The sequence below is a fragment of the Dyadobacter koreensis genome (genome assembly GCF_900108855.1).
Lineage (GTDB): Bacteria > Bacteroidota > Bacteroidia > Cytophagales > Spirosomataceae > Dyadobacter > Dyadobacter koreensis.
Genome location: NZ_FNXY01000005.1, coordinates 293321 through 318007 on the forward strand (window position 1 = coordinate 293321; position 24687 = coordinate 318007).

The 24687-nt window shown below is 41.2% G+C and carries 21 protein-coding genes; 5 read left to right on the plus strand and 16 right to left on the minus strand.

Translation table 11 applies throughout. The features are described 5' to 3' along the window. Positions 1 to 22: 22 nt before the first annotated feature. A complete protein-coding gene (locus BMY70_RS16910) occupies positions 23 to 1009 on the minus strand; it encodes a formylglycine-generating enzyme family protein (protein WP_090337150.1) in 987 nt (328 codons plus the stop codon). Positions 1010 to 1151: 142 nt separating this feature from the next. Here BMY70_RS16910 and BMY70_RS16915 point away from each other — a divergent pair, with 142 nt between their 5' ends. Together BMY70_RS16915 and BMY70_RS16920 are read left to right on the plus strand one after the other, a co-directional pair. After that, positions 1152 to 3038 carry an ABC-F family ATP-binding cassette domain-containing protein gene (locus BMY70_RS16915; RefSeq protein WP_090337152.1) on the plus strand — a complete coding sequence of 629 codons (1887 nt, stop codon included), beginning with the start codon at positions 1152 to 1154 and terminating at the stop codon, positions 3036 to 3038. A gap of 65 nt (positions 3039 to 3103) precedes the next feature. Next, on the plus strand, positions 3104 to 3739 hold the full coding sequence (locus BMY70_RS16920) for a DedA family protein (RefSeq protein WP_090337154.1): 636 nt from the start codon (positions 3104 to 3106) through the stop codon (positions 3737 to 3739). 260 nt (positions 3740 to 3999) lie between these two features. Here BMY70_RS16920 and BMY70_RS16925 read toward each other — a convergent pair whose 3' ends face one another. After that, positions 4000 to 4518 (minus strand): gamma carbonic anhydrase family protein, encoded by a 519-nt coding sequence (locus BMY70_RS16925; protein ID WP_090337156.1) that lies wholly within the window; start codon positions 4516 to 4518, stop codon positions 4000 to 4002. Positions 4519 to 4652: 134 nt separating this feature from the next. On the opposite strand from BMY70_RS16925, the gene BMY70_RS16930 reads away from it, so the two are divergent. After that, the gene (locus tag BMY70_RS16930) at positions 4653 to 5213 is read left to right on the plus strand and encodes a YqgE/AlgH family protein (protein WP_090337158.1); all 561 of its coding nucleotides are present in this window, start codon (positions 4653 to 4655) and stop codon (positions 5211 to 5213) included. Between the two features lie 19 nt (positions 5214 to 5232). Here the strand turns inward: BMY70_RS16930 and BMY70_RS16935 are convergent, their stop codons facing one another. Beyond that, positions 5233 to 5451: a hypothetical protein gene (locus tag BMY70_RS16935; RefSeq protein WP_177197050.1), complete on the minus strand. Its 219-nt coding sequence runs from the start codon at positions 5449 to 5451 to the stop codon at positions 5233 to 5235. A gap of 173 nt (positions 5452 to 5624) precedes the next feature. Between BMY70_RS16935 and BMY70_RS16940 the strand changes: the two genes are divergently transcribed. Next, entirely contained in the window at positions 5625 to 6890 is a 1266-nt protein-coding gene (locus BMY70_RS16940) for a metallophosphoesterase (RefSeq protein WP_090337163.1), read from the plus strand. A 444-nt stretch (positions 6891 to 7334) separates the two neighbouring features. Beyond that, positions 7335 to 10223: an aminomethyl-transferring glycine dehydrogenase gene (gcvP, locus tag BMY70_RS16950; protein ID WP_090337166.1), complete on the plus strand. Its 2889-nt coding sequence runs from the start codon at positions 7335 to 7337 to the stop codon at positions 10221 to 10223. A 635-nt stretch (positions 10224 to 10858) separates the two neighbouring features. Here gcvP and BMY70_RS16955 read toward each other — a convergent pair. The 13 genes from BMY70_RS16955 to BMY70_RS17015 all read right to left on the minus strand — a co-directional run bounded on the left by BMY70_RS16955 (position 10859) and on the right by BMY70_RS17015 (position 24667). Then, entirely contained in the window at positions 10859 to 11377 is a 519-nt protein-coding gene (locus BMY70_RS16955) for an NADH-quinone oxidoreductase subunit J family protein (protein ID WP_090337169.1), read from the minus strand. A gap of 37 nt (positions 11378 to 11414) precedes the next feature. Beyond that, positions 11415 to 12008, minus strand: a complete 594-nt coding sequence (locus BMY70_RS16960) for a NuoI/complex I 23 kDa subunit family protein (RefSeq protein ID WP_090337172.1) — start codon at positions 12006 to 12008, stop codon at positions 11415 to 11417. A gap of 22 nt (positions 12009 to 12030) precedes the next feature. Continuing rightward, positions 12031 to 13110, minus strand: a complete 1080-nt coding sequence (gene nuoH / locus BMY70_RS16965) for an NADH-quinone oxidoreductase subunit NuoH (protein WP_090337173.1) — start codon at positions 13108 to 13110, stop codon at positions 12031 to 12033. A 42-nt stretch (positions 13111 to 13152) separates the two neighbouring features. Next, the gene (locus BMY70_RS16970) at positions 13153 to 14271 is read right to left on the minus strand and encodes an NADH-quinone oxidoreductase subunit G (protein ID WP_090337175.1); all 1119 of its coding nucleotides are present in this window, start codon (positions 14269 to 14271) and stop codon (positions 13153 to 13155) included. 26 nt (positions 14272 to 14297) lie between these two features. Further along, positions 14298 to 15731 (minus strand): glycosyltransferase family protein, encoded by a 1434-nt coding sequence (locus BMY70_RS16975; protein WP_177197051.1) that lies wholly within the window; start codon positions 15729 to 15731, stop codon positions 14298 to 14300. Between the two features lie 197 nt (positions 15732 to 15928). After that, the gene (nuoF, locus tag BMY70_RS16980; RefSeq protein ID WP_090337180.1) at positions 15929 to 17266 is read right to left on the minus strand and encodes an NADH-quinone oxidoreductase subunit NuoF; all 1338 of its coding nucleotides are present in this window, start codon (positions 17264 to 17266) and stop codon (positions 15929 to 15931) included. A 26-nt stretch (positions 17267 to 17292) separates the two neighbouring features. Then, positions 17293 to 17790: an NADH-quinone oxidoreductase subunit NuoE family protein gene (locus BMY70_RS16985; protein ID WP_090337181.1), complete on the minus strand. Its 498-nt coding sequence runs from the start codon at positions 17788 to 17790 to the stop codon at positions 17293 to 17295. Between the two features lie 43 nt (positions 17791 to 17833). After that, positions 17834 to 19060, minus strand: coding sequence for an NADH dehydrogenase (quinone) subunit D (gene nuoD / locus BMY70_RS16990; RefSeq protein ID WP_090337183.1), 1227 nt, complete (start codon positions 19058 to 19060; stop codon positions 17834 to 17836). Positions 19061 to 19083: 23 nt separating this feature from the next. Beyond that, positions 19084 to 19584, minus strand: a complete 501-nt coding sequence (locus tag BMY70_RS16995) for an NADH-quinone oxidoreductase subunit C (RefSeq protein WP_090337185.1) — start codon at positions 19582 to 19584, stop codon at positions 19084 to 19086. A 7-nt stretch (positions 19585 to 19591) separates the two neighbouring features. After that, positions 19592 to 20134, minus strand: a complete 543-nt coding sequence (locus BMY70_RS17000; RefSeq protein ID WP_090337187.1) for an NADH-quinone oxidoreductase subunit B — start codon at positions 20132 to 20134, stop codon at positions 19592 to 19594. A gap of 28 nt (positions 20135 to 20162) precedes the next feature. Next, positions 20163 to 20537, minus strand: coding sequence for an NADH-quinone oxidoreductase subunit A (locus BMY70_RS17005; protein ID WP_090337190.1), 375 nt, complete (start codon positions 20535 to 20537; stop codon positions 20163 to 20165). A 198-nt stretch (positions 20538 to 20735) separates the two neighbouring features. Next, a complete protein-coding gene (locus tag BMY70_RS17010; RefSeq protein ID WP_090337192.1) occupies positions 20736 to 22862 on the minus strand; it encodes a T9SS type A sorting domain-containing protein in 2127 nt (708 codons plus the stop codon). Between the two features lie 170 nt (positions 22863 to 23032). Further along, positions 23033 to 24667: a hypothetical protein gene (locus BMY70_RS17015; RefSeq protein ID WP_090337194.1), complete on the minus strand. Its 1635-nt coding sequence runs from the start codon at positions 24665 to 24667 to the stop codon at positions 23033 to 23035. Between the last annotated feature and the right edge of the window lie 20 nt (positions 24668 to 24687).

Below are 24687 nucleotides of genomic sequence, written 5' to 3' on the forward strand. Positions count from 1 at the left end.
TTTTGAATTAAGAGTTTATATATCAATAATCTTCTATTAACGCAGGACTATAATATTTGGCAATTTCCTCAGCAGACGGCGTTTTAACAGGTCTTACAAGACGGAAGCCAACGAACGAAGCGCTTGTCATCCACCATTCGCTTTTTGGCAATTGCGGATCTAACACTTTCCATTCAGGTTTTGATGGTGTACGGGCAGCACTTCTCAGGTCAGCAGGTTCATCATCCCACGAGCCACCACGAACGGATGTAGGATAAAGTTCTTTAACTGGTGCGAAAGTTTCGCCGGCTGGTTTTTTTGCATAATAATCAGGAATATACTGGTCCAATGTCCATTCCATTACGTTACCATGCATATCGTGCAAGCCCCATGCATTCGGCTTTTTTGTACCGATTTTTTTATAAGCAGCATTACTGTTCTTACGGTACCATGCATATTCATCAATTTTGGAAGCATCATCTCCAAATGAATAAGCGGTTTTCGATCCGGCACGGCATGCGTATTCCCATTCAGCTTCTGTTGGAAGGCGATAGAAAACGCCTGTTTTTTCATAGAGCCATTTGCAGAAAAGGATCGCAGCATATTGCGTCATATTTATCGCCGGATAACCCGCGCGCCCCATTCCGAACGACATGTCTACGTATGGCGGACTCGGCCGGGTGCTGGCGTCAGTTTTGGCAACACTTTTTTCGGGATCAGGATTACGCAGAGCCATTTCCTTTTCCATGTTTTTGAAGGCATACAGATCGTAAATATCCCATACTACTTCATGTTTTCCCATCCAGAAAGGTTCGATTTTAACCTTGTGCTGAGGGCCTTCATCTTCTCTTCTTCCTTTTTCGGAAGCAGGACTTCCCATTTGGTACTCGCCGCCTGGAATGGCAACCATGTCATAAACTTGTGCACTTCCGCCAATTTTTTGTGTGTAACTCTTGAAATTACTGTCTTGGGCAGAGGCATTTAAACAAAGAAAAATTACAGGGATTAGGTTAAGGATTTTTTTGTACATAATTTTTAAAAATGTGTTCGCATAGAACCATATAACAAAGAATAAGTAGCAATATTATGCTATTTACCCTATGAAAACGAATTTTTTCTTTCTTCTTTAATATCTATCCTACCTTTGTATATATTGAATCCAAATTTTACCTATGAATTACCTTTCAGCAGAAAATATTGCAAAGTCATTTGGCGACCGGTGGCTTTTTAAAAATATCAATTTTGGGATCAGCCGTGGTGATAAAGTGGCACTTATCGGAACCAACGGAACAGGCAAGACAACATTTTTAAATATCCTGACAGGTAAAATACCTCCTCAGGAAGGGTCAGTGAGCATTAGAAAAGATATACGCGTTGGTTATCTGGATCAAAGTCCGTCTTTTGATCCGACGTTGCCGATTCTGGAAGTGATTTTTTCTTCCAACAATCCTGTCGCGATCGCTGTAAAAAAATATGAACACGCCATTGAAACGGATGATCACGATGCGTTGTCGGTCGCAATGGAGGAAATGGACACGTATAAAGCCTGGGATTTTGAATATAAAGTAAAGGAAGTCCTTGGACGTTTAGGTATTCATAATACTGAAAATTTATACGGAACGCTTTCCGGAGGTCAGAAGAAACGGGTTGCGCTGGCAAAAATTCTTTTGGAAGATCCGGAGCTATTGATCCTTGATGAACCTACCAACCACTTGGACCTTGATACGGTTGAGTGGCTTGAAAAATATTTAAATACGCAAAACACTACGCTGCTGGTGGTGACACACGACCGGTATTTCCTTGATACCGTTTGTAATCAGGTACTTGAACTCGATCACGGATCGGCTTACACCTACAAAGGAAATTATTCCTACTTCCTTGAAAAGAAAGCGGAACGTGAGGAATCAGAAGCGGCAGGAATCGATAAGGCGCGTAACCTGATGCGCAAAGAGCTTGAATGGATCAGAAAGCAGCCGAAAGCACGTGGGACAAAAGCAAAATACCGGGTTGACGCTTTCGAAGAACTAAAGGAAAAGGCAAGTCAGAAAAAAGTCGATACGCAGATGGAGCTTAACGTACGCACGGCGCGTCTGGGAAGCAAGATCATTGAAATGGAGAATGTCAGCAAAGGTTTTGGAGAAAGACAGCTGATCAAGAATTTTGAATATACTTTCCGCAAAGGTGACCGGATCGGAATCGTAGGTCAAAACGGTATGGGGAAATCGACCTTGCTCAATATGATCACAGGTGAACTGGAACCTGATTCAGGCCAGATTGTAAAAGGAGAAACGGTTCAGTTTGGTTATTATAAACAAACTGATCTTGTTTTTGACGAAACCCAGCGTGTTATCGATATCGTGAAAGATGTTGCCGAGGTTGTTCAGTTAGGAACCGGAGAAACGGTAACTGTTGGGCATTTGTTGCAGGCATTTTTATTTTCCCCGTCAAAACAGTACGATTTTATTGCAAAGTTAAGTGGGGGAGAGAAAAAGAGGCTACAACTTCTTCTGACTTTGATCAAGCAGCCTAACTTCCTGATTCTGGATGAGCCAACAAATGATTTGGATATCGCCAGTTTGAATGTTCTGGAAGAATTTTTAATGAATTTCCCGGGTTGTATCATGATCGTTTCCCACGATAGATATTTCCTTGACCGTTTGGTAGAGCATATTTTCGTATTTGAGGGAGAAGGCAAAATCAGCGATTTTCCTGGTAATTATACGGAACTTCGTGATTATCAGGATGAGGTTGAAGCGGAGAAGAAAAATTTAGCTTCTGGCAAAACGAACACACAGGCCGCCGCACCTGCACCAGTTAAGGAAGTTGCGGTCGCACCAGCAGTACCGAAGAAAAAGTTAAGTTTTAAGGAGCAGAGGGAACTGGAACAGCTGGAAGTTGATATGGCCGCATTGGAAAAGAAAAAAGCGCAGCTGCTTGAAAAACTTGAAAATGGCGGATCGCATGTTGAGGTAACATCCTGGGCGCTGCAAATAGAGGAAATAACAAAAGCGCAGTCGGACAAAGAAATGCGCTGGTTGGAACTGTCGGAAAATGCTTAGTTTTGAAAAAGATTGAAGTTGGGCTCCAATGGAAATCTGGTAGCCCAACTCATTAAGATTACCCTATGAATTCAATTGTCGAGTTTTTTCAGTATTTATTAAATTCAGAAGAATTAATTCGCACCGGCGGATTACTTGTCATAACATTTATTGTATTCGCGGAAAACGGCCTCTTTTTTGCCTTCTTTCTTCCAGGAGATTACCTGGTTTTTCTGGCAGGGGTTTTCTGTGGTACAGGAATTTTGGAAGTGCCTATTCTGATTTTGCTGCTTTGCATGTTTGGGGCAGCCGTGTTGGGTTCACTATGTGGTTATATCTTTGGAAAATACTTTGGCGATATGTTTCAAAACAGACCGGATTCTCTGTTTTTTAAGAAAAAGCATTTAGAGACAACACGGAAATATTTTGAGAAATACGGAAGCAGAACGTTGATCGTAAGCAGGTTTTTACCCATTGTCAGAACGTTTGCACCGATATTAGCCGGCGTAGCGAAAATGTCTTTTCCCTCTTTTCTGTTAAATAACGTAGCAGGTGGAGCTATCTGGATCGGTGCTCTGACCGGCGGAGGATTTCTTTTTGGAGAAAGATTTCCATGGATTGTAGATTATGTTCATTACATCATTCTGTTCTTCCTGGCCATAACCACATTTACGGTAATCAAAGGATATTTTAACGCAAGAAAGGGAATGGTCGAAGATTAACCTTTTTGATTAGCATTAAAAAGTACATACTATGAAAATTTATTATAACAAAAAGCAACTGGGCCTTAACTTTTTGTTCGTTGCCCTAATGGCTATAGAATTAATGGCTTTTATTGAACGCGGAAGTTTTGATCCAAGAGAATCGGGATTTTGATCATGTCTGCTGCAAGCCTTGTTTACCAACTTGTTTTTTGGTCCGATATCATTTAAGAAGACAGTAAATAATCCTAACTTGTTGATTGGGAACAAAGAGTAGCGGCTTATTCCTCTTCCTTGAACCAACCTGAATACGTAATATAATTATTAGCAGTTCTGTCGATAGCAGCATTTAAATCCGGTGAAACATCTTTTAGATATTTTGCCGGATTTCCTGCATAGATAGTTCCTGGCGGCACTTTTGTGTTTTGCGTGACAATCGCCCCGGCGGCGACAATGGCTCCGGTGCCAATTACTGCTCCGTCCATTACAATTGATCCCATACCAATTAAAACATGATCTTCAATTGTGCAGCCATGCACGATGGCGTTGTGTGCGATCGATACGTAATCACCGATGTAAGTTCCGTTTTTTTGGTAGGTACAATGAATTACGGCACCATCCTGAATATTTGAATAATTTCCTATCCGGATGCTGTTAACATCGCCCCGGACAACGGCATTAAACCAAACGGTACAATGTTCTCCCATCACGACGTCTCCCACGACTGTTGCATTTTCTGCTAACCAACAATTTTCACCGAATTGAGGATGATTTCCGCGAACCGACCGGATAAGTGCCATATTTAAATGAGTATATCTTGTATTTCTGAAATAAAATTTACTTTTTTCGTTAATCAACGAAGAATATAAAATTCAGGTAATGTTACTTAAAAATAAATATATTTCGTTTTTTAAATAATTAAATCTGCCTCGTTATGCCACTTTCTGAAAAGCCGTCAAAAGGAGCTTTACTGATCGCCAAACCTTATTTGGGGGATCCGAATTTTGAGCGGGGCGTCATTTTACTTTGCGAATATAACGATCAGGGAAGTTTCGGGTTTGTGCTTAATCAGGTGACAGACTTGTTTTTAGGTGATGTTCTGGAAGACACAATTTATCAGGATATTCCTTTACACCTCGGCGGGCCGGTTGAAAAAAATACCTTACATTTCATACATAGAAGACCGGATCTCATTCACGGAGGTGCGGAAATTATGCCGAATGTTTTTTGGGGCGGAGATTTTGAACAGGTTCGCACGCTGATCAATATCAATACGCTGAAAGCAGATGACGTCCGTTTTTTTATAGGATATTCGGGATGGAGCGGGGGGCAACTGGAAAATGAGATCAAAGAAAATTCCTGGATTATCACGCAAACAAAATCGAATTTTTTATTCACTACGCCTCCACGGGATTTTTGGAGAGAAATACTAAAAAATATGGGTGGTGAATACCGCTCGATCGCGCACTATCCAACGGATCCCAGTCTGAATTAGCAAAAAAATTAGGTTGTTGTTAATTTGGACTATTCAGGCCGCGAATCGAGTCATAGTCTGATTTTACTCTGGCCACTTCTTTTACCAAAAATGTTTGAAGTTGTTCATTAAAATCAGCTTTATCTTCTTCTGGTAAAGAAGCGTATAAATCCTTTAATTCCTGATTAATTGCTGCCCGCTCCTCGTCGGTTGCATTCATGGAACGGATGTGGAATCGTTTGAAGTCAAATTCTGGCATTTCCTTTCATTTGGTTTTCGGCAAAATTAAAAAATTAAACCTTTTGTATGAATAACCAAACCGCTTAAAGAGAAATATTTCCATTGAACTATTTTTCTGCGTTTTAAATCGGAGCTCACGAACGAGAAAAAGAATCGTGATGTTAATCCCGGATATAAATAGATTTTTTTGGAATGAACCGCACTCTTTTTTTTATATTATTTACCGTTGTGCTCTTTGGTATCGACTGGTATGTCTGGCAGGCATTAAGATTTGTAATCAGGAATTTTTCCCAGCCGACACAAAAATGGATAACCTGGGGTTATTGGAGCTTCACTTCGCTGACATTATTCGCCTATGTGATGATGCAATTTCTCCCTGCTGACTTTTTTAACCGTATTACCAGAACATTCATTATTGCCGGCATTGCTATACCTTACCTATCTAAACTGCTGGTTGTTTTCTTTTTATTGATCGATGACGCTCGCCGACTTGTTCAATGGATTGTCAGTTATTTCGTTCCATCGGTCGCTCCGGTTCCTGTCGATCCTGTTGATCCGGCGGCACCCAAAATTCCAAGATCAGAATTTTTGGAAACAACCGCGCTTGTGGCAGGTTCGGCTTTGATGGGAACCTTTGCTTTCGGGATATTATCAGGCGCGCACGATTATCGGATTCGCAGAGTTAAAGTTCCGTTGAAAAACTTACCGAAAGCATTTCATGGAATGAAAATAGCGCAGCTTTCAGATATTCATTCAGGCAGTTTTTTTAATAAAACGGCTGTGAAAGGCGGTGTGGAAATGTTGATGAAGGAAAAACCGGATATCGCATTTTTCACTGGTGACCTGGTAAATGACCGTGCTGTTGAGGTAAAAGATTACATCAACATTTTTGACAAAGTGAAAGCGCCGTTAGGTGTCCATTCAACCCTTGGAAACCACGACTATGGAGATTATTTTCAATGGAGTTCTCAACAGGAAAAGAACCAGAATCTTGCCAATTTGAAAAAGGCACATGAGCTGCTGGGCTGGAATCTGATGCTGGATGAAAATCGGGCAATCCGGGTCGACAATGAAGAGATCGGTTTGATTGGTATCCAAAACTGGGGAGCAGGAAATTTTGCGAAATATGGCAATCTGGAAAAAGCATATCAGGGAACGGATCAGTTTCCTGTGAAAATATTATTATCCCACGACCCAAGTCACTGGCGTGCACAAGTGCTTCCAAAATATGATGATATCGATCTGGCTTTTGCCGGACACACCCATGGAATGCAGTTCGGAATCGAGGTTGCTGGTATCAAGTGGAGTCCGGTTCAGTATCGTTACAAGGAGTGGGCGGGGTTATATAAAGAAAACGATCAGTATCTTTATGTTAACCGCGGATTTGGATATCTTGGATATCCAGGTCGCGTAGGTATCCTACCTGAAATTACGATCGTTGAGTTGGTAAGGGCGTAGCAAAATAAGATATTGCCGGCATGATGTATTAAATTGTTTCAAATATACTTATTGACCGGGTCGAGACGTTAAATATGCAGGTTCCCGCGATTATAAATAATAATAAATATGAAAAAATTTGCTGTAGTATTTCTTTTGTCAGGCATTGTTCTCGGTTTTTCAGGAATTCAGCCGGCGAATGCTGATCCGAAGCATGTAGAGTCAGAAATGTTTTTGAACAAAAGAAAGAAAAATCGCGGTTACCAAAAGCCGAAATCCAAAAAAATCCTTGGAATATTCAAGCGAAAAACAGATTGTGGCTGTCCCAAACATTAAAACGAAAAAATTATTCATTTTGAACATATTCAAGAGTAAGCATTCCCGATTTTCTCTCAGAGATTTCCTCGGATTTGCTTACTTTTGTATTTTATAACCAACTATATAACGGTCTCGTTTACCCAAATAATGAAAATCAATCTTCGAAGCCAGGATAAATTCGAAAACCGTCATCACGGTAAGAATGAGCAGGAATTACAGGAAATGTTGCGCACGGTTGGAGCATCTTCTCTGGATGAATTGATAGAACAAACGCTTCCGGCGGCAATTCGCCTGCCAAAGCCTTTGAATTTACCTCGCCCGAAATCGGAGCAGGAGTTTTTGGACGGAATCAAGAAACTGGCACGCAAGAATGCAATCTTGAAAACGTATATCGGAACAGGATATTACGACACCGTAACGCCTAACGTTATTTTAAGAAATATTCTTGAAAACCCGGCTTGGTATACAGCATATACTCCTTACCAGGCAGAGATCGCACAAGGAAGACTGGAGATGCTTTTAAATTTCCAGACTGTCATCACTGATCTGACCGGGATGGAAATTGCCAATGCGTCTTTGCTTGATGAAGCGACCGCGGCGGCAGAAGCGATGACCATGTTACATAGCCTTCGCTCATCGGCGAAGAAAAAAGCGGACACGTTTTTTGTTTCAGAACTTTGTCACCCACAGACCATTGATTTGATTTATACAAGAGCAAATCCGATTGGTATTAATGTGGTTGTTGGAAATCATGAAACCGTAGATCTGACAGATGAAAATCTGTATGGTGTTTTGGTGCAATATCCTGCAACAAATGGTGAAGTGATTGATTATACAGATTTTATCGGTGCTGCACACGATGTTAACATTACTGTGGCAGTTGCAGCGGATTTGCTGGCGCTTACGCTATTGAAGGCTCCGGGAGAAATGGGCGCTGATGTGGTTGTTGGTTCGTCGCAGCGTTTCGGTGTTCCTATGGGTTATGGCGGACCTCACGCTGCATTTTTTGCAACGAAGGAGTCATTCAAACGTAATATCCCGGGTCGGATTATCGGAGTTTCGGTAGATGCAGAGGGAAACCGTGCATTGAGGATGGCTCTCCAAACGCGTGAGCAACATATCCGTCGTGAAAAAGCTACTTCAAATATTTGTACGGCACAGGTTTTACTTGCTGTGATTGCAGGTGCATACAGCGTTTATCACGGACCAGAAGGAATCAGGAATATTGCTTCCCGTGTACATGGTTTGACGCGCCTGTTTGTTGATACGATCAAGAAATTTAATTACGATGTATTAACGTCGAATTATTTCGATACGGTTACGATTAAAACAGAGCTTTCCGGCAAGCTTAGAGAAAATGCGCTGAAATGGGGTATTAACCTTCGTTATAACAAGGATGGAAGTGTAGGAGTATCCTTCGACGAAGCAAAAACTTTTGATGATGTAATCGCACTTTTAAACCTGTTTGCCGAAGTTTCCGGTTTTCAGGGCGAGATGGTGATCGATGAGGAAATGGATTTTACAATTGATGAAAATCTTGCCCGTACATCTTCCTATCTGACGCATCCGGTTTTCAGTTCTTACCATACAGAACATGAAATGCTGCGCTACCTGAAAACACTTGAAAATAAAGATCTTTCTCTGGTGCATTCCATGATTTCTCTTGGTAGCTGTACCATGAAATTGAATGCAACTGCTGAGATGATTCCATTGACCTGGCCGGAATTTGGGGCAATACATCCGTTTGTTCCAGCGAATCAAGCCTTAGGTTATGGGCAGCTGGTTGCCGAATTGAGCGCCTGGTTGTGCGAGATCACGGGTTTTGCTGCGATGTCTATGCAGCCAAATTCAGGTGCGCAGGGTGAATATGCAGGTTTGATGGCGATTCGTGGTTACCACGAAAGCAGAGGCGATCACCACCGTAATGTGGCGTTGATTCCTTCTTCTGCACACGGAACAAACCCGGCTTCTGCGGTTATGGCCGGTATGAAAGTGGTTGTTACCAAGTGTGACGATCGTGGAAATATTGATGTAGCTGATTTAAGAGCAAAAGCCGAACAATATAAAGATGAGCTTTCTTGTTTATTGGTAACTTATCCTTCAACACACGGTGTGTATGAGGAAAGCATCATTGAAATCTGTTCGATGATACATTCTTTCGGCGGACAGGTTTATATGGATGGTGCCAATATGAATGCTCAGGTTGGTTTGACAAGTCCTGCTTCAATCGGAGCTGATGTTTGTCACCTTAACCTACATAAAACATTCTGTATTCCTCACGGCGGGGGAGGACCTGGCGTTGGACCAATTGGGGTGGGAGAACATTTGATCCCGTTCTTACCAGGCCACGTTAACTTAGGCAAGCAGTCTGAACATTTGAAAGAAGGACAGGCTGGAGCGGTTTCAGCTGCACCTTATGGAAGTGCCAGCATTCTCACAATTTCTTACGCGTATATCGCAATGATGGGCGGAGAAGGATTGACGAATGCTACGAAATTTGCAATCCTGAATGCGAATTATATTAAGGAACGTCTGAATGGTCACTACGAAGTTCTTTATACAGGAACAAATGGTCGTTGTGCACACGAAATGATTCTTGATTGCCGTCCGTTTAAAGCTGCTGGTGTTGAAGCTGAGGATTTGGCAAAACGTTTGATGGATTATGGTTTTCACGCGCCAACTTTATCTTTCCCGGTAGCTGGAACGTTAATGATCGAACCGACAGAATCTGAGTCAAAAGCTGAATTAGATCGTTTCTGCGATACAATGATTGCGATTAGAAATGAGGTTCGTGAAGTTGAAGAAGGAATCGCTGATCGCACTGATAACGTTCTTAAAAATGCTCCGCATACATCACGCGTTGTTCTTGCCGAAAACTGGACACATGCATATGGCCGCGAGAAAGCTGCCTTCCCATTGCCACATTTGCGTTTCAATAAATTCTGGCCAAGTGTTAGCCGTGTAGACAGCGCATTCGGAGACAGAAATCTGATTTGTTCATGTATCCCTGTTGAGGCATATGCTGAGGTGGAGTAGGAGATACGGGAATAAAATATAAAAGTTGGAAGGAGCCATTTCGTGAGAAGTGGCTCCTTTTTCTGTAAGAAGCGATAGAATGTGCGGACCGCCCGTGTACAATTGTATTGGTTTTTATTGTCAAGGAAATTTTGGCTTATCAAATATTTATCTATTTCTAGGATATTTGTGCAAGCCTAGGTCAATACGCAAAGGCATATTTGCATACAAAAGTTGACGACAATGAACTTACCTGCTTTATTGATTTCAATTTTAAAACTTTAAAACAATCTTTAACCGGGCTCCAGGCATATGGAAACAGGACAGTTGACGATCGAAGAAAAGTATTTTCTCTTATTTGTCAACCAAGATTTGAATGACAGATAAATTGGTAATAATTAAAGATTTTTACGAGACAAAGATCAAACTATCAGTATTAAGGAAATCGAATCAAAATTCGGAATTGCTAGTCAAACTGCAAGAACAGATTTACTGGATTTAGTAGATAAATGATCTATAAGAGTAAGAAAAATGTGAAGCAAGATGATCTTTTTTCCCATGGAAGATCTTGAAGATACATTGAATAAATAAGAGTCGTAAACAAAAAAAGCGGATCAGTTTCGATCCGCTCTTTGATATTAATATTTTGAAATCTATTAAAAGTGCCTTTCACCAATTTCCCTCTTACCTAACATTACCGCACCTACCATCGCTACCAAAAGCAAAATCGAGGCTAATTCGAAAGGAAGTAAATATTCACGAAAAAGAAGTTTTCCAAGACTTTCAATCATCCCGACCTGCGAGTCAAATGTATTTGGATCGGCAGGCATGATAGCTGTTTTACGATAAGCTCCGAAGAGGATCACAAAGACAGTCCCGCCTACAATGGCTGCGGCTATTTTCGTGAGGTTGGTTTTAGCTTCTTCGTGATCGTTTTTGATATTTAGAAACATGATTACAAAAAGGAAAAGAACCATGATTGCGCCTGCGTAAACAATTATATTCACCGCAGCAAGGAATTGAGCATTTAGCAATATGTAATGCCCTGAAAGCGTAAAAAAAGTTAGAATAAGATAAAGTACGCTATGGATCGGGTTGCGCGAAATGATGACCATTAACGCGCTAAGCACCGTTAAAAACGATAGAAAATAAAAAAATGATAGTGTCGGATTCATATGCTTGCGAATTGCGGTTCAATAGTAAGGTCGAAAATCAAGGAATAGCTCTTGGAACCACGTTGGTTGCTTCGCCATTCGCTCTCTTCAAGTCAAGCGAGCGAGCTTCCTCTTTGGTCCATGCCTCACGTGTGTAACGATTGTTCATATCTTCAACCAATAAATCTTTACCCCAGATTACCTGGTCACGGTCGCTGAAAACAGGAATGAATTCGTCGTGGCGAAGGTATACCGCCTGTTTTGGACAAGCTTCTTCACACAATCCACAGAAGATGCAGCGCAACATATTTACTTCATAAACCGCAGCATATTTTTCTTCTCTGTATAGTCCTTCTTCACCTTTTTCGCGCTCAGCTGCAACCATGGAAATCGCTTCTGCCGGACAGGCTACAGCGCAAAGGCCACAGGCCGTGCAACGTTCACGTCCTTCTGCATCGCGTTTTAATATATGGCGTCCACGGAATACCGGTCCAAGATATCTTTTTACCTCGGGATATTCAATGGTTACTTTTTTCTTGAAAAAGTGCTTCAGAGTAATTGCCATACCGGTTGCAATAGCGGGTAGGTAGGCGCGCTCCATCAGCGTCATTTCTTTATTGCTTACTTGCTTCGAGCGATTTGTCAGTTGCATGGCAATACTTGTTTTTTGTTGCTTAGTTCAACAGAGACGTAATAAATGGCTTCAGAAAAAGCACACTTGCTCCGGTGATGATAATATTAATAATAGCCAAAGGAATAAGTTTCTTCCAGCCCAGATTCATCAATTGATCATAACGGAAACGTGGAAGCGTCCATCTTACCCACATGTAGAAAAAGACAAAGAATAAGGCTTTTCCAAAAAATACGCCAGTACCGATCAAGGTTGCAATATTATGGCCTGTTGTAGTTCCCATCGCAGCGGTTAGCTGGTTATAGACCCAATCCATTCCGGGGTAGTTGTAACCTCCAAAATAAAGTGTTGAAATAATCGCCGATGAAACGAACATATTGATATATTCTGCAAAAAGATAGAAACCAAGTTTCATACTTCCGTATTCAGTATGATATCCACCTACAAGTTCGGTTTCACACTCTGGAAGGTCGAAAGGAACACGGTTACATTCTGCGAACGAGCAGGTAAGGAAAATGATAAACCCAAGCGGCTGATAAAAGATGTTCCAGTTTCCTCCATGCTGCTGCGCAACGATATCTCCCAGAGAAAGCGAGCTGCTCATCATCAAAATAGCAATAAGGGAAAGCCCCATGGCTACTTCATAACTAATGTTTTGAGACGCTGCACGGATAGCACCAAGTAAAGAAAATTTATTATTGGAAGCCCAGCCACCAATCATGATACCGTAAACCCCCAGTGCTACAACACCAAAAACGTAAAGTATACCAATGTTTGATTCAACGCCCTGTAGTACAACTTCAACGCCATCATACCGGAAAGTACTGCCAAATGGAATAACGGCGCTCGCCAAAAGTGCCGTAAGCATAGCCAAACTTGGTCCTGCGATGAAAAGCCACTTGCTGGCTAATGCAGGAATAAAATCTTCTTTAAAAAACATTTTACCTGCATCCGCAAGAGGCTGCAATAATCCGCCTGGTCCTGCTCTGTTCGGCCCCATCCTATCCTGGATAAAACCGGCAACTTTGCGCTCTCCCCAGGTTGAGTACATTGCTATCAGCAGTGTTAAAACAAAAACAACCAGGATTGTCAATGTTTTGATTATAAACTCAGTTAATTCCATTTTTTCAGTTCACAGTTAATAATATATATTACAGAAAATGTATTAATTGTTGTTCTGTGGCAGTAAGGAACGGTGGTTTGCCTTATCGTTATTTTCTATGCTTTGGTGACGGACTGTTTCGATATCAGTTGTATACTCACGTTCATCATCAATTGGTTTAAACTGCGTTGCTGCAAGTTTAAGAGCGAAGTCAGGTTTAGCAATAAGATCTTTTCTGTACTTATTAGCTGAAATTACTGAACTGCGTTTCACTTTTGTTGGTCCTTCGATCGTCCAGTCGCTTGTTTTCTTTCTTTCGAAACGGCAGGTATTGCAAATAAACTCGTTGACTTCACCCCAAATATTCTTACGCGCAGTCACACGGATCACTTCGTCTCCACGATACCAAAGTGTTACTTTGCCGCTGCACTTTTCACAATCGCAATGAGCATCAACTGGTTTCGAAAACCACACGCGACTTTTGAAACGATATGTTTTATCTGTTAAAGCGCCAACAGGGCAGACATCGATTACGTTTCCTGAGAAGTCATTATCGATCGCTTTTTCGATATAAGTACTGATTTCAGAAGCATCTCCTCGGTTCATAACACCATGAACACGTTTGTTTGTAATCTGGTCAGCGGTATAGACACAACGGTAGCAAAGTATGCAGCGTGTCATATGAAGCTGAACAAACGGTCCGATATCAATTTTTTCAAAAGTTCTGCGCTCTTCCTCGTAACGGGTTTTTGCAGAACCATGCTCAAAAGAAAAATCCTGCAAATGACATTCTCCTGCCTGATCACAAACCGGGCAATCAAGCGGGTGGTTGATCAATAAAAATTCAACGATACTTTTCCGGGTATCCAAAACGGCATCATTAGTTGTATTTTCAACAATCATACCTTCCTGTACCTGCGTAATACATGAAGGCACCAACTTTGGCATAGGGCGCGGATCCTTTGCAGAACCTGCGGCTACCCGTACCAGACATGCACGACACTTACCTCCGGAGGTCGGAAGTGGTTTGTAATAACACATGGCAGGCGGGACCAAATACCCCTGGCTTTCGTCAGCTTCTGCAATTTTGCGCGCAGCCTGCATTATCGTCGTACCAGGTTCAACTTCGACTTCAATGCCGTCGAAGGTTATTTTGATTAACTGAGGTTTTATTTCTTCCATATCAAGACTTCTCTAAATCGTCTTATTTATTTTAATCTATAAACCTTATATCCATGAATGTCTTTTTCCAACATGTAATCGTTCAGATTAAATGTATAGTCAAAGGCGTACAAATAAGGAGGACTGTTTTTATCCAGCACTAAATACCGTATTTTTTTCTCTTTCACTAAATCATAAAAACCGCTGAAATCAAATCTCTTGGCTTCAAACAAAAAGCGCACTTCGGTATCTTGATAAGCTAGTAAATGCTTGAAAAGCATATGTTGTAAAAGCCATCCACGAAAATCTTCGCCTCCTGAAATCACAACTTTTTCATCCTTTCCGATATGTGCAAGCACGTATTTTTTTACATCGTTTTGCTCAACATAGTCGGAAGCATATTTCCCCAGATTGGTATTGTAATACTTCTCCATTTGCTGACTGGTAAAATAGAGCATCGTCATACCCACCATTGCCGGGAATAAATAATATGTCAAAGACGTCTTTGTTATAGACAGGTTTTCATTATAAAAGTAATAAAATATCCCAAGTAACCCTACGTACGCGTACTCATGATAATACCCAACTGCGGCTCCGTGTTTGAATGCCGTTGCCGTTGCAAAACCAAAGAATAAGAAAGTCGACAGCGACAGAAAAATTCTTTTTGGATCTGCTGCATTAACCAGCCATTTTAAATTAATTACAAAACTAACTGCTATAAAAAGGCTCATTGCCGGCACTACATAGCGGAAAGTATACGCGTAAAACCATCCCGGCACAATCGGAAGCTGAAGACTTCCAAATAAATTATCGTAAAATACTTTAAACTGTAATTGACTGAAAACCAATGTAAAGACAGTAAATAATACTGCCAGTACGCCTGCCATTTTAAATAACGAAGACCACTGAAATCTGTAAAAGAAATAACCCAGCAATACGATGCTGTGGATCAGCGCGCTTTGTTTGGTAAAAAATGCAACAACCGCTAAAAAAGCGGCCAGCACAAAATATTTATTCCATTCTTCCTTCTGTTCAAGCGCTTTGAATATCACATGGATATACAAAACGGTAAAAAGGAACAGCAGACTGTCGATTCTGGAATTGGTTAAATGCCATTCCTGAAGCTGGCCAAACAGCAGACAACAAAAAACGACACTCAGTAATTTTGAAACTTTTATAAATCTCCTGACCGTGAAATATGCAACGAACATTGAGATCGATACCAGAACAAAAGATATAAATCTGCTTAAAAATTGTATCCTGAAAATGTCCGTGGGATCCCAGTTCAGCAATTGATACGTTTTTCCGACCAGGTAATAATATAAAGGTGCGTATTGCACAATCCAGAAAGGCGGAACTTCCGGGTTTCTGTAAAGCGGCTGATTATCCGCTACGATTTGTATTCCAAAGGTTGTCCCGCGTTCACTACCTGATATATCCGGGTGATAACTTAATATAAATACTCCCTTGATATAGAGCATTATAACAGTACAAACAATACAAAAAGCAAAAGTTAAAGGATACGCGTTGTTCTTTATAAAATTGTAAACCGGCCTGATCAATAACTGCATATTGGAAATTTTTACATCATCCGGAATATTCCGGCCTGACCCACAAATGTATTAACGAATCAGTTTATGGTGTATAAGAATTATTTTAAGGTTACTAACAACTCCTATCAGGCCAAAACTGCACCCATAAATACAGCTCCTGGCTGAGAAGCTTCATGAGGGTTCGTGATATGCCATTCAAATTCATCCCGGAAATGACGAATAGCGCTGGCAACAGGCCAGGCAGCGGCATCTCCCAATGGACAGATTGTATTACCTTCTATTTTTTTAGCCACATCAACAAGCAAGTCAATATCATGCATGCTTCCATGACCATGTTCAATGCGGTGAAGTACTTTTTCCATCCAACCCGTTCCTTCACGGCAAGGACTGCACTGTCCACAAGATTCATGATGATAGAAACGAGAGAAATTCCAGGTATTACGAACGATACAAGCTGTTTCATCAAAAACAATAAAACCTCCTGATCCTAACATTGTACCCGTTGCAAAACCACCGTCTGATAACGATTCATAGCTCATCAACCGATCTTCGCCAGCCGCTGTTTTTGTAATTAAATGCGCAGGTAAAATAGGTACAGACGAACCGCCTGCAACTAATGCCTTCAAATGGTGCCCTTTACGTATCCCACCACAATATTCATCTGAATTAAGGAATTCATCTACGCTAACACCCAGTTCAATTTCATAAACGCCTGGTTTCTGAATATGGCCTGAGGCAGATATAAGTTTAGTTCCCGTACTGCGTCCAATCCCGATGGCAGCATAAGCATCACCGCCATTGTTGATAACCCACGGCATGTTAGAAATTGATTCAACATTATTAACCACAGTCGGACTTTGGTATAGTCCTTTAACCGCAGGGAAAGGTGGTTTATTACGGGGATTTCCTCTTTTGCCTTCCAATGATTCAAGCAAAGCTGTTTCTTCTCCGCATATGTATGCACCGCCGCCCGGCTGTACTACAAGTTCGAGGTCGTAACCGCTTCCTAATATATTTTTACCAAGAAAACCATTTGCTTTCGCTTCCTCAATGGCTTTTTCAAGGATACGGATCACATACATCAGCTCTCCACGAACGTAGATGAAAGATTTGTTTGCTCCCAAAGCAAAGCTGGAAACAATCATTCCTTCGATAAGTAAGTGAGGAATGCATTTCATCAAATGGTGATCTTTGAAAGTACCAGGCTCTGATTCATCTGCATTACATACTAAATAACGGGGAACGCCTTCCGGTTTTGCCAAAAAACCCCATTTCATCCCCATTGGAAATCCTGCTCCTCCACGTCCGCGTATTCCGGATTTTTTAGCTTCTTCCACAACTTCCTCGGGAGTCATGGTTTTTATCGCTTTTTCAACAGCAGTATAACCTCCCTGTTTACGGTAAACCTCGAAGGTTTCAATACCTGGGACGTTAATATGTTCAGTTAATATTTTTTTAGCCATTTTTCAGGATACTATTTATAAAAGGCTTACTTGCTTAACTCTTCGATTATTTCGTCAACGCGCTCGCGGGTCAGGTTCATGTAGAACTTCTCCCGAATCTGGAAAACCGGACCCCAGCCACAAGCTGCCAGACATTCAACTTCTTTCAAAGTAAAAAGACCGTCAGGAGTTGTTTGACCAGCTTGGATACCAAGTTTCTGTTTAAGATAATCGTATATTTCTTCACCGCCCATCAGGCAACAAGGGCCGGTACGACAATATTCAATTACATGTTTTCCAACCGCGTCAAGGTGGTACATTGTATAAAATGTAGCTACCTCATAAACTTCAACCGGTTCGATGCTCAACAATTCAGCAACATGATCCATAACCTCGCTGCTAACCCATCCCCATTGTTCCTGGGCAACATGTAAAACAGGAAGAAGAGCCGATTTTTGACGGCCCTCGGGATAACGTGCAATGATTTCTTTTACTTTCGCCAGTCGTTCCGGAGTAAACGCAACGGGATTTGGTGTTTCAGTCATTTCTTTAATACGATCTTTTGAAAATCAAATAATCAATCTGATTTTATGCGTCCAATTCTCCTGCAATAACGTTCAGGCTACTCATCGTCAGAATAGCATCTGAAAGCGTGCTTCCTTTGCACATTTCAGGGTAGGCCTGATAATATATAAAACTTGGTCGGCGGAAATGCAAACGGTATGGAGCTCTTCCTCCATCGCTGATCAGGTAAAATCCTAATTCTCCGTTACCACCTTCAACAGCGTGATAAACTTCACCGATCGGGGCGTCTATTTCTCCCATTACAATTTTGAAATGGTAGATAAGTGCTTCCATATTGCTGTAAACCTCTTTTTTGGGAGGAAGATAATATTCTGGGGTATCCGCATAATATGGTCCTTCCGGAAGATTTTCCAAAGCCTGCTCAACAATTTTCAGACTCTGCCACATTTCTTCCATACGCACGTTGTAACGATCAAAAGTATCACCGCTTTGTCCGACAGGAATACTGAAATCGAAATCTTCGTAAGAAGAATAGGGCTCCATAACACGAACGTCGTAATCCAGACCGGCAGCGCGTAAGTTAGGGCCAGTAAAACCGTACGAAAGCGCGCGTTCCAGAGAGATTGGTCCGACATTGATAACCCGGTCCATAAAAATACGGTTACGGCTCATCAGTTTTTCGAATTCACGGAGAACAGGCGGGAATGTCTTGATAAATTCACGGATTTTACGAAGTGCTGTCGTGGACAAATCACGTTCCATTCCTCCGATACGGCCCATGTTCGTCGTCAGACGAGCGCCGCAAACTTCTTCGTAAATTTCATAGATGTCCTCACGTTTTTGCATTACGTAGAGGAAACCTGAAAACGCTCCTGAATCCACACCCAGGATACTGTTACAGATCAGGTGATCGGAAATCCTTGCAAGCTCCATCATGATCACGCGGATATACTGCGCACGTTTTGGAACTTCAATCTGCAAAAATTTCTCCATCGTCATATGCCAGCCAAAGTTATTGATCGGTGAAGAACAATAATTCATTCGGTCGGTAAGTGTCGTGATCTGGTAGAATGGGCGTCTTTCAGCAATCTTTTCGAAAGCTCTGTGTATATAACCTATGGTCTGCTCTCCGGAAACGATTTTTTCACCATCCATTTGCAGGATATTTTGAAAAATACCGTGTGTAGCCGGGTGCGTCGGGCCAAGGTTAAGGGTAGTAAGTTCCTCGATCAATTCAGGTAATTCTGATTGAGCAGGAACATTATGAGGTAATAATTCGATATCTGCCATAGCTTACTCTTTTCCTTAAAGGATCAACGACCAAAAAGCGCATCAATTTTATCTTCGCGCGTAGCATCTTCCAAAGCATATTCTTTACGCATCGGAAAATAATCCATTTCCTCAATATTCAGAATGCGGACAAGATTAGGATGCCCGTCAAAAAGGATACCATAGAAATCATATGTTTCCCGTTCCATCCAGTTAGCACTTGCATAAAGTCCTGTTGCTGTCGGAATATGAATATCTGCCTCAGAAATAAAGACTTTAATACGAATCCTGAAATTATGGATAAAGCTGTGCAAGTGATAAACCACAGCAAATTCTTTATCTTTATTATCAGGATAATGAACGCCCGTAATGTCTGTAAGGAAACTAATCTGATATGTTTTATGCTGATTTAAAAATTCAAGCATCGGAATAATCTCCTCTCGTGTTGTGGAGAGAGTCAATAATCCGTAAGGTTCTTCGAAATCAAATACCTGATCACCAAATTTCCCTAGTAGCTCTTCGGCTACTTCCTGATTGCTTAGCATAGGGTACTTATTGAATATTATAAGATGCTAAAAGTTCCTGATATTCGTCCGTGTTTCTACGACGAAGTTTCTCATTTTGTGCCAGTTTCTGGATTCCCATAAGCCCGTCAATAATTTGCTCCGGGCGGGGAGGGCATCCTGGCACGTATATGTCAACAGGAATAATACGGTCGATACCTTGTAAAACGCTGTAAGTGTCGAAAATACCACCGCTGGATGCACATGCTCCTACAGCCAAAACCCAGCGGGGCTCTGCCATCTGAAGATAAACCTGTTTAACAACAGGCGCCATTTTTTTAGCAATGGTACCCATCACCATAAGTAAATCTGCCTGACGCGGTGAAAAACTTGGACGTTCTGATCCGAAACGTGATATATCATAATGAGCCCCCATGGTAGCCATAAATTCAATACCACAGCAAGATGTTGCAAATGGTAATGGCCAGAGTGAATAACTTCTGGCAAGACCGATTGCTTCATCAAATGAAGTAGCAAAAAATCCTGATCCGCTATGTCCTTGAGGTGCTTCTGCTATCGTTACTGCTTTCATAATCTGTCGGATTACAATGTTTTATAATCTAGTCTTCCCAATTCAAAACGCCTTTACGGATGATGTAATAAAATCCGGAAAGAAGTAGTGCCATAAACAATAACATTTCTACAAACCCAAACATTCCCAATTCTTTAAAATTGACAGCCCAGGGATACATAAATATTACTTCGACATCGAAAAGAACAAAGAGAATAGCTACTAAGAAATACTTAACCGAGATCGGTGTTCTGGCATCACCAACGGATTCAATCCCGCATTCAAAAGGATCGTCCTTAAGTTTGCTTTTACGGCTTGGTCCGATTAAATGTGTTACAATCATCGTGCCTCCGATAAAACCGGCCGCCAGAAGAAACTGAACGATAATTGGCAAATAGTCAGAAGGAAGATAGTTATTATTCATTGATTTTTAAATTTCAATACAGGTCCGGCTATCAGAATCCGTAGGAATTCACACTTTGGGAAAACTTTATTACTGTCAAAATTAGCCTTTGCAAATTTATCAATCAAATTCTTTAAGTCTTCTTTTATCTAATTAGTATCATACTAAATAAGCCACGATTGCTCGTGGCTTATTTAGTAAATTTCTAAGAAAAAATATTTATCTAATCATAATTTGCTTCGTCAGATCGACGTCTGCAGACTTAATTCTGATGACATATTTACCCGATGGAAGATTTTTTGTAAGTATTTTTACACGGCTTGTAAGGTCTTGGGTTTGTGTAATTACAACACGGCCAAACATATCATAAACTGTAATTTCTGCATTGCGCATATTGTCGCGAGATTCGATATAAAGATCGTCAGCCGCACCCGGATTCGGGAAAACTACCACATCGTTTTTCGTGTCAGTTATTACCTCCTGAGTTCCGGAGAACGCAGAGTAGCAGGTAAGCAGATTATTACCAAGCGTGTAGTTGACCTTTGCCCGAGCTGAATATTGTCCTGATGTATCTGTTTTGATGATATTCGAATGCAGAGATAATATTTTCTGATCTCTTTTCCAGTCATACTGTTCGTTCATACCAGTTTCTGCAATAGTTGCCATCACGGTGAACGGACCCGATTTTGCAATGGTTGGCTGAGGTATTTGCGGGCGAATAACAAGCGAAGCCGCAGCAGACACATCGGAAGTACATCCAAATACATTCTGGCTTCTCACCTGATAGCTTCCTGCTTCTTGAACGGCAAACGTTGGAGTTGTGGCCAGAACGTTCGTGGTTCCTTGTTTGAACCAGCTGTAAGAATCGTTGCTCGTTGTCAAAGAAAAGACGAACGCCGAATCGGCACAAGCCTGCTGAGAACCTGATTGAACAATTGTCGGTGTTGCCGGTTTGATGGATGAAGTAACAATAAGTTTTTGGCTATGAACTGTATTTCCTGAGGCATCCTTAACTCTTGCGCTATATTCTCCCGGGCTGGTTACGGTGATCGTCCGGCCGGTAGCACCGCTCGGTAACCATGTGTAAGATGCGTAGCCCTCAGGAAGCGTTAGCGTTAATGAGGTGTTATTTGGCGCACAGATGCTGGTAATTTTCGGTACGGCTGTCGGCAGGAGCGGACTTACCTTTGTGAAAAATTCAGTGTTTAATGTGCTGTTCCATGCGTTGGCAAGAATTGTAAGTCCTTGCGTTCCCGAAAAATGAGTTCCGTCAAATCGTTGCGGATAAAGAGGATCTGTTTCCGGACCAGGGTAAGCAGAGCTGAAAAGTCCGTCTATCACTGCATTCTGGGCACCAATAACAGCCGGGCTTGTCACCGACTGTAAATTAGCATTTTGTATTCTGGAAGTTCGCGCAATAACCCATGTTACGCGGCCATTGATATCAGCGCCAAGTTTATCGAGTACTGATTGCAATCGGCTTCTATATGTTTCGTAATCTGTTGCCAAAGGATATGTATCTGTTTCTCCCTGCATCCACAAAATTGCTCTAACGCCGAATTCTTTTGCATAATGCTGCATCGACAACCGAAGATTGGCATACGGCATCTGGTCAGGATAAAAGAATCCGAAAGAATTTTGTGTTTTTCGTCCTTGCGCACTTTCACTCCAGTTTCCTATCGAAGTCCCTTCCCAGGCGGTGTTTATGAAAAGAACCGGGACGTTTAATTTTTGAGTTAACAAGTCTCCCAAAATGCCCCAGCACCAAGGCGTTTTACCTCTTGGTCCTACCGTTATGTTTACGGCATTCATACGCTCGAAAATTGGGTAAGGAGGATCGTTTAGAGAATTTACAGAGTTATTATAGTTGATATAATTAACCCGATCATCAGTCGCTACTGGTTTGTTAGGGAATTCATAATCAACACCCTGCGCGTTAGACTGGCCTGATATCATAAAAACCTCTCCAACTCCCATCCGTGAAACGATCGCAGGCTGCCCAACAACTGTTCCGTTCAGAGAAGCTCTTGCTTCTAATGTATACCAACCTTGAAAAAGCGTGATTGTGCCGCTGAACAAACCTCCTGTCGGATTGGTCTGTAAAGGCAACCACGCCGTTGGGATTCCCTGGCCGTCAATTGCAGGAAGTGCACGAATCTCCACTTTGTCGATTGGGACAGTATAATTTCCCGTCACAGAAATAGTTGCCTGTCCTGATGGATTCCGTTGATAAACAGCCCTTTCAACAGGCGTTGTAATCTTAATTTGGGCACTTAATCCTAATGGAAGCAAAAAAAGAAGTAGCCAGATCCTTAGAAAACAAGAGGTAAAAATTTTATCAAGCATTAGAATGTAATTAAAAGAATATTTCTTGTGTAACAACCTTGCAATTAAAACAACTAAGAAGCTGTCAGGAAATTCTGGCAAATTTAAAGATTAGTTCTGGTTTTGATATACTTCTTTTTCAGGATGTAATATTTTAGTTGTAACAAAGGTGAAAAACTTGGATAATTCTATTATTTCTTAACGGAAAATACGGTGTTTATTTTATATCCAAGTGGGGCAATCGTATAAATTTCTTTATCAAGACTGTCACTGATATCCATATGTATTCCTTTGAGCAAGTCGTGGTCAACAAATTTGTAATTGGTTATGTAATAGTCACTTTCCCGTAGTGACGGTTTAAAGACAATTCTGTCGCGATCTTTTTCCGGGAGAATTCTTTTATTCATTGTCATAGGCTGATTTCCAATTCTGATATATGCAATCTTAATTGTGTCTTTATCAGAATTCTTGCAAAGCCATTCCAGTGATTGTTTGTAGGATTGTCCCCAATAATCGAGTTCGTAAGCAGTTTGCGGAAATTTGTTGAACATCGTAAAATAAACCTGCTGTTGTGGATGCATCTTAATTATTAATGCAACATAAAAGAGCAATGCTGCTGCCCAGGCCATCTTCGGATAGATAGCTAATTTTTTTGGAAAAGCCTTGATTATAAAATAACCGCCCAGGGTTGCCAGGTATGCAATGAAAACGTATAGGTAAAAAAGATGCCGCCAGCCATCATAGATAATGGAATGCGCAATGATAATTGCGGCAATGGGGAGCAGGAGAGATGCAATGGTATAAAGGTCAATGAAGTGAATTTTGACCACGTTTTTCTGAATAAACTTTTTGATAAAGTTATAGATTACAACAACTCCTCCTACGTAACCCAGTCCCAGATAGAATGGCGGAATAGTGATTAATAGCCAGACCGGGATATAGTGCCAGGGAATTTGTTCTCTGTTTATAAATTCGCCGCGGTAGAGCATAGGGCTTTGCTGCCGAACAAAATGCGCCATTAGACGGAGTGCTTCAAAAAACCTTGAAAACGGTGCTTCCCATAAAAATGGCCATAACATATACATAAAAATACATGCTGCCGTCAGGTAAGTGCCAATAATCAGAATATTCTTTTTCAATGCTGTTCTTTCAGCTGCGAAAAGAACATAAATAAAAATAAAAGCCAGAGATAGCGCCACGGAAATAATGCCCATCAACCGTATCGAAATTAAAAATCCAGTTGACATCCCGTGAAAGAATGCATTTTTGTAGGTGAATTTGGAGAAGAGCAGTGCGAGCGTATAGGTGTTGATTACAAAGAATGCCAGGAAAATGGTGTCCTTGGAATTATAAAATGAATCAGCGAAGATTCGTGGAGAGAGGATATAAATGGATGTCCCGAGAAGGCAGATAAAAACGCTGTTTATTCTCAGTCGGACAAGCTTGTAAAAGAAGATACTGGAAATCCAGAACACCAGCCAGGTTATAATATGACGAAGATAGTAGGCTGAACTATCCATTTGCAGGTGATCAAAAACAAATGGTTTGATGAACGCGAACTCGGCGCCGGCTAGAATAATTTCGAAAAGACTGCCATATTCGTGATTGATGAAAGTGCTGAAATCTTCGATTTGGTTACTGATGGGAATAACGAAAGGACTGCCGAATATTTCGTTGACATATTTTAGGCCTACCAATCCAAGTAATCTCATAATGGGTTCGTCCCATGTGACCCCGTAATCTTTAACTATAAAAATTCCGATAAAAAACCACACTGTGAAATAACCTGCTATAACCAACCGGTTAACGCGTAATTGACTTTCCATAAAATGATGAATACAGTTTT

Coding starts and splice junctions, on each gene's coding strand:
- BMY70_RS16910 (WP_090337150.1), bottom strand. CDS start 1,009: ATGTACAAAAAAATCCTTAACCTAATCCCTGTAATTTTTCTTTGTTTA.
- BMY70_RS16915 (WP_090337152.1), top strand. CDS start 1,152: ATGAATTACCTTTCAGCAGAAAATATTGCAAAGTCATTTGGCGACCGG.
- BMY70_RS16920 (WP_090337154.1), top strand. CDS start 3,104: ATGAATTCAATTGTCGAGTTTTTTCAGTATTTATTAAATTCAGAAGAA.
- BMY70_RS16925 (WP_090337156.1), bottom strand. CDS start 4,518: ATGGCACTTATCCGGTCGGTTCGCGGAAATCATCCTCAATTCGGTGAA.
- BMY70_RS16930 (WP_090337158.1), top strand. CDS start 4,653: ATGCCACTTTCTGAAAAGCCGTCAAAAGGAGCTTTACTGATCGCCAAA.
- BMY70_RS16935 (WP_177197050.1), bottom strand. CDS start 5,451: ATGCCAGAATTTGACTTCAAACGATTCCACATCCGTTCCATGAATGCA.
- BMY70_RS16940 (WP_090337163.1), top strand. CDS start 5,625: ATGAACCGCACTCTTTTTTTTATATTATTTACCGTTGTGCTCTTTGGT.
- gcvP (WP_090337166.1), top strand. CDS start 7,335: ATGAAAATCAATCTTCGAAGCCAGGATAAATTCGAAAACCGTCATCAC.
- BMY70_RS16955 (WP_090337169.1), bottom strand. CDS start 11,377: ATGAATCCGACACTATCATTTTTTTATTTTCTATCGTTTTTAACGGTG.
- BMY70_RS16960 (WP_090337172.1), bottom strand. CDS start 12,008: ATGCAACTGACAAATCGCTCGAAGCAAGTAAGCAATAAAGAAATGACG.
- nuoH (WP_090337173.1), bottom strand. CDS start 13,110: ATGGAATTAACTGAGTTTATAATCAAAACATTGACAATCCTGGTTGTT.
- BMY70_RS16970 (WP_090337175.1), bottom strand. CDS start 14,271: ATGGAAGAAATAAAACCTCAGTTAATCAAAATAACCTTCGACGGCATT.
- BMY70_RS16975 (WP_177197051.1), bottom strand. CDS start 15,731: ATGCTCTATATCAAGGGAGTATTTATATTAAGTTATCACCCGGATATA.
- nuoF (WP_090337180.1), bottom strand. CDS start 17,266: ATGGCTAAAAAAATATTAACTGAACATATTAACGTCCCAGGTATTGAA.
- BMY70_RS16985 (WP_090337181.1), bottom strand. CDS start 17,790: ATGACTGAAACACCAAATCCCGTTGCGTTTACTCCGGAACGACTGGCG.
- nuoD (WP_090337183.1), bottom strand. CDS start 19,060: ATGGCAGATATCGAATTATTACCTCATAATGTTCCTGCTCAATCAGAA.
- BMY70_RS16995 (WP_090337185.1), bottom strand. CDS start 19,584: ATGCTAAGCAATCAGGAAGTAGCCGAAGAGCTACTAGGGAAATTTGGT.
- BMY70_RS17000 (WP_090337187.1), bottom strand. CDS start 20,134: ATGAAAGCAGTAACGATAGCAGAAGCACCTCAAGGACATAGCGGATCA.
- BMY70_RS17005 (WP_090337190.1), bottom strand. CDS start 20,537: ATGAATAATAACTATCTTCCTTCTGACTATTTGCCAATTATCGTTCAG.
- BMY70_RS17010 (WP_090337192.1), bottom strand. CDS start 22,862: ATGCTTGATAAAATTTTTACCTCTTGTTTTCTAAGGATCTGGCTACTT.
- BMY70_RS17015 (WP_090337194.1), bottom strand. CDS start 24,667: ATGGAAAGTCAATTACGCGTTAACCGGTTGGTTATAGCAGGTTATTTC.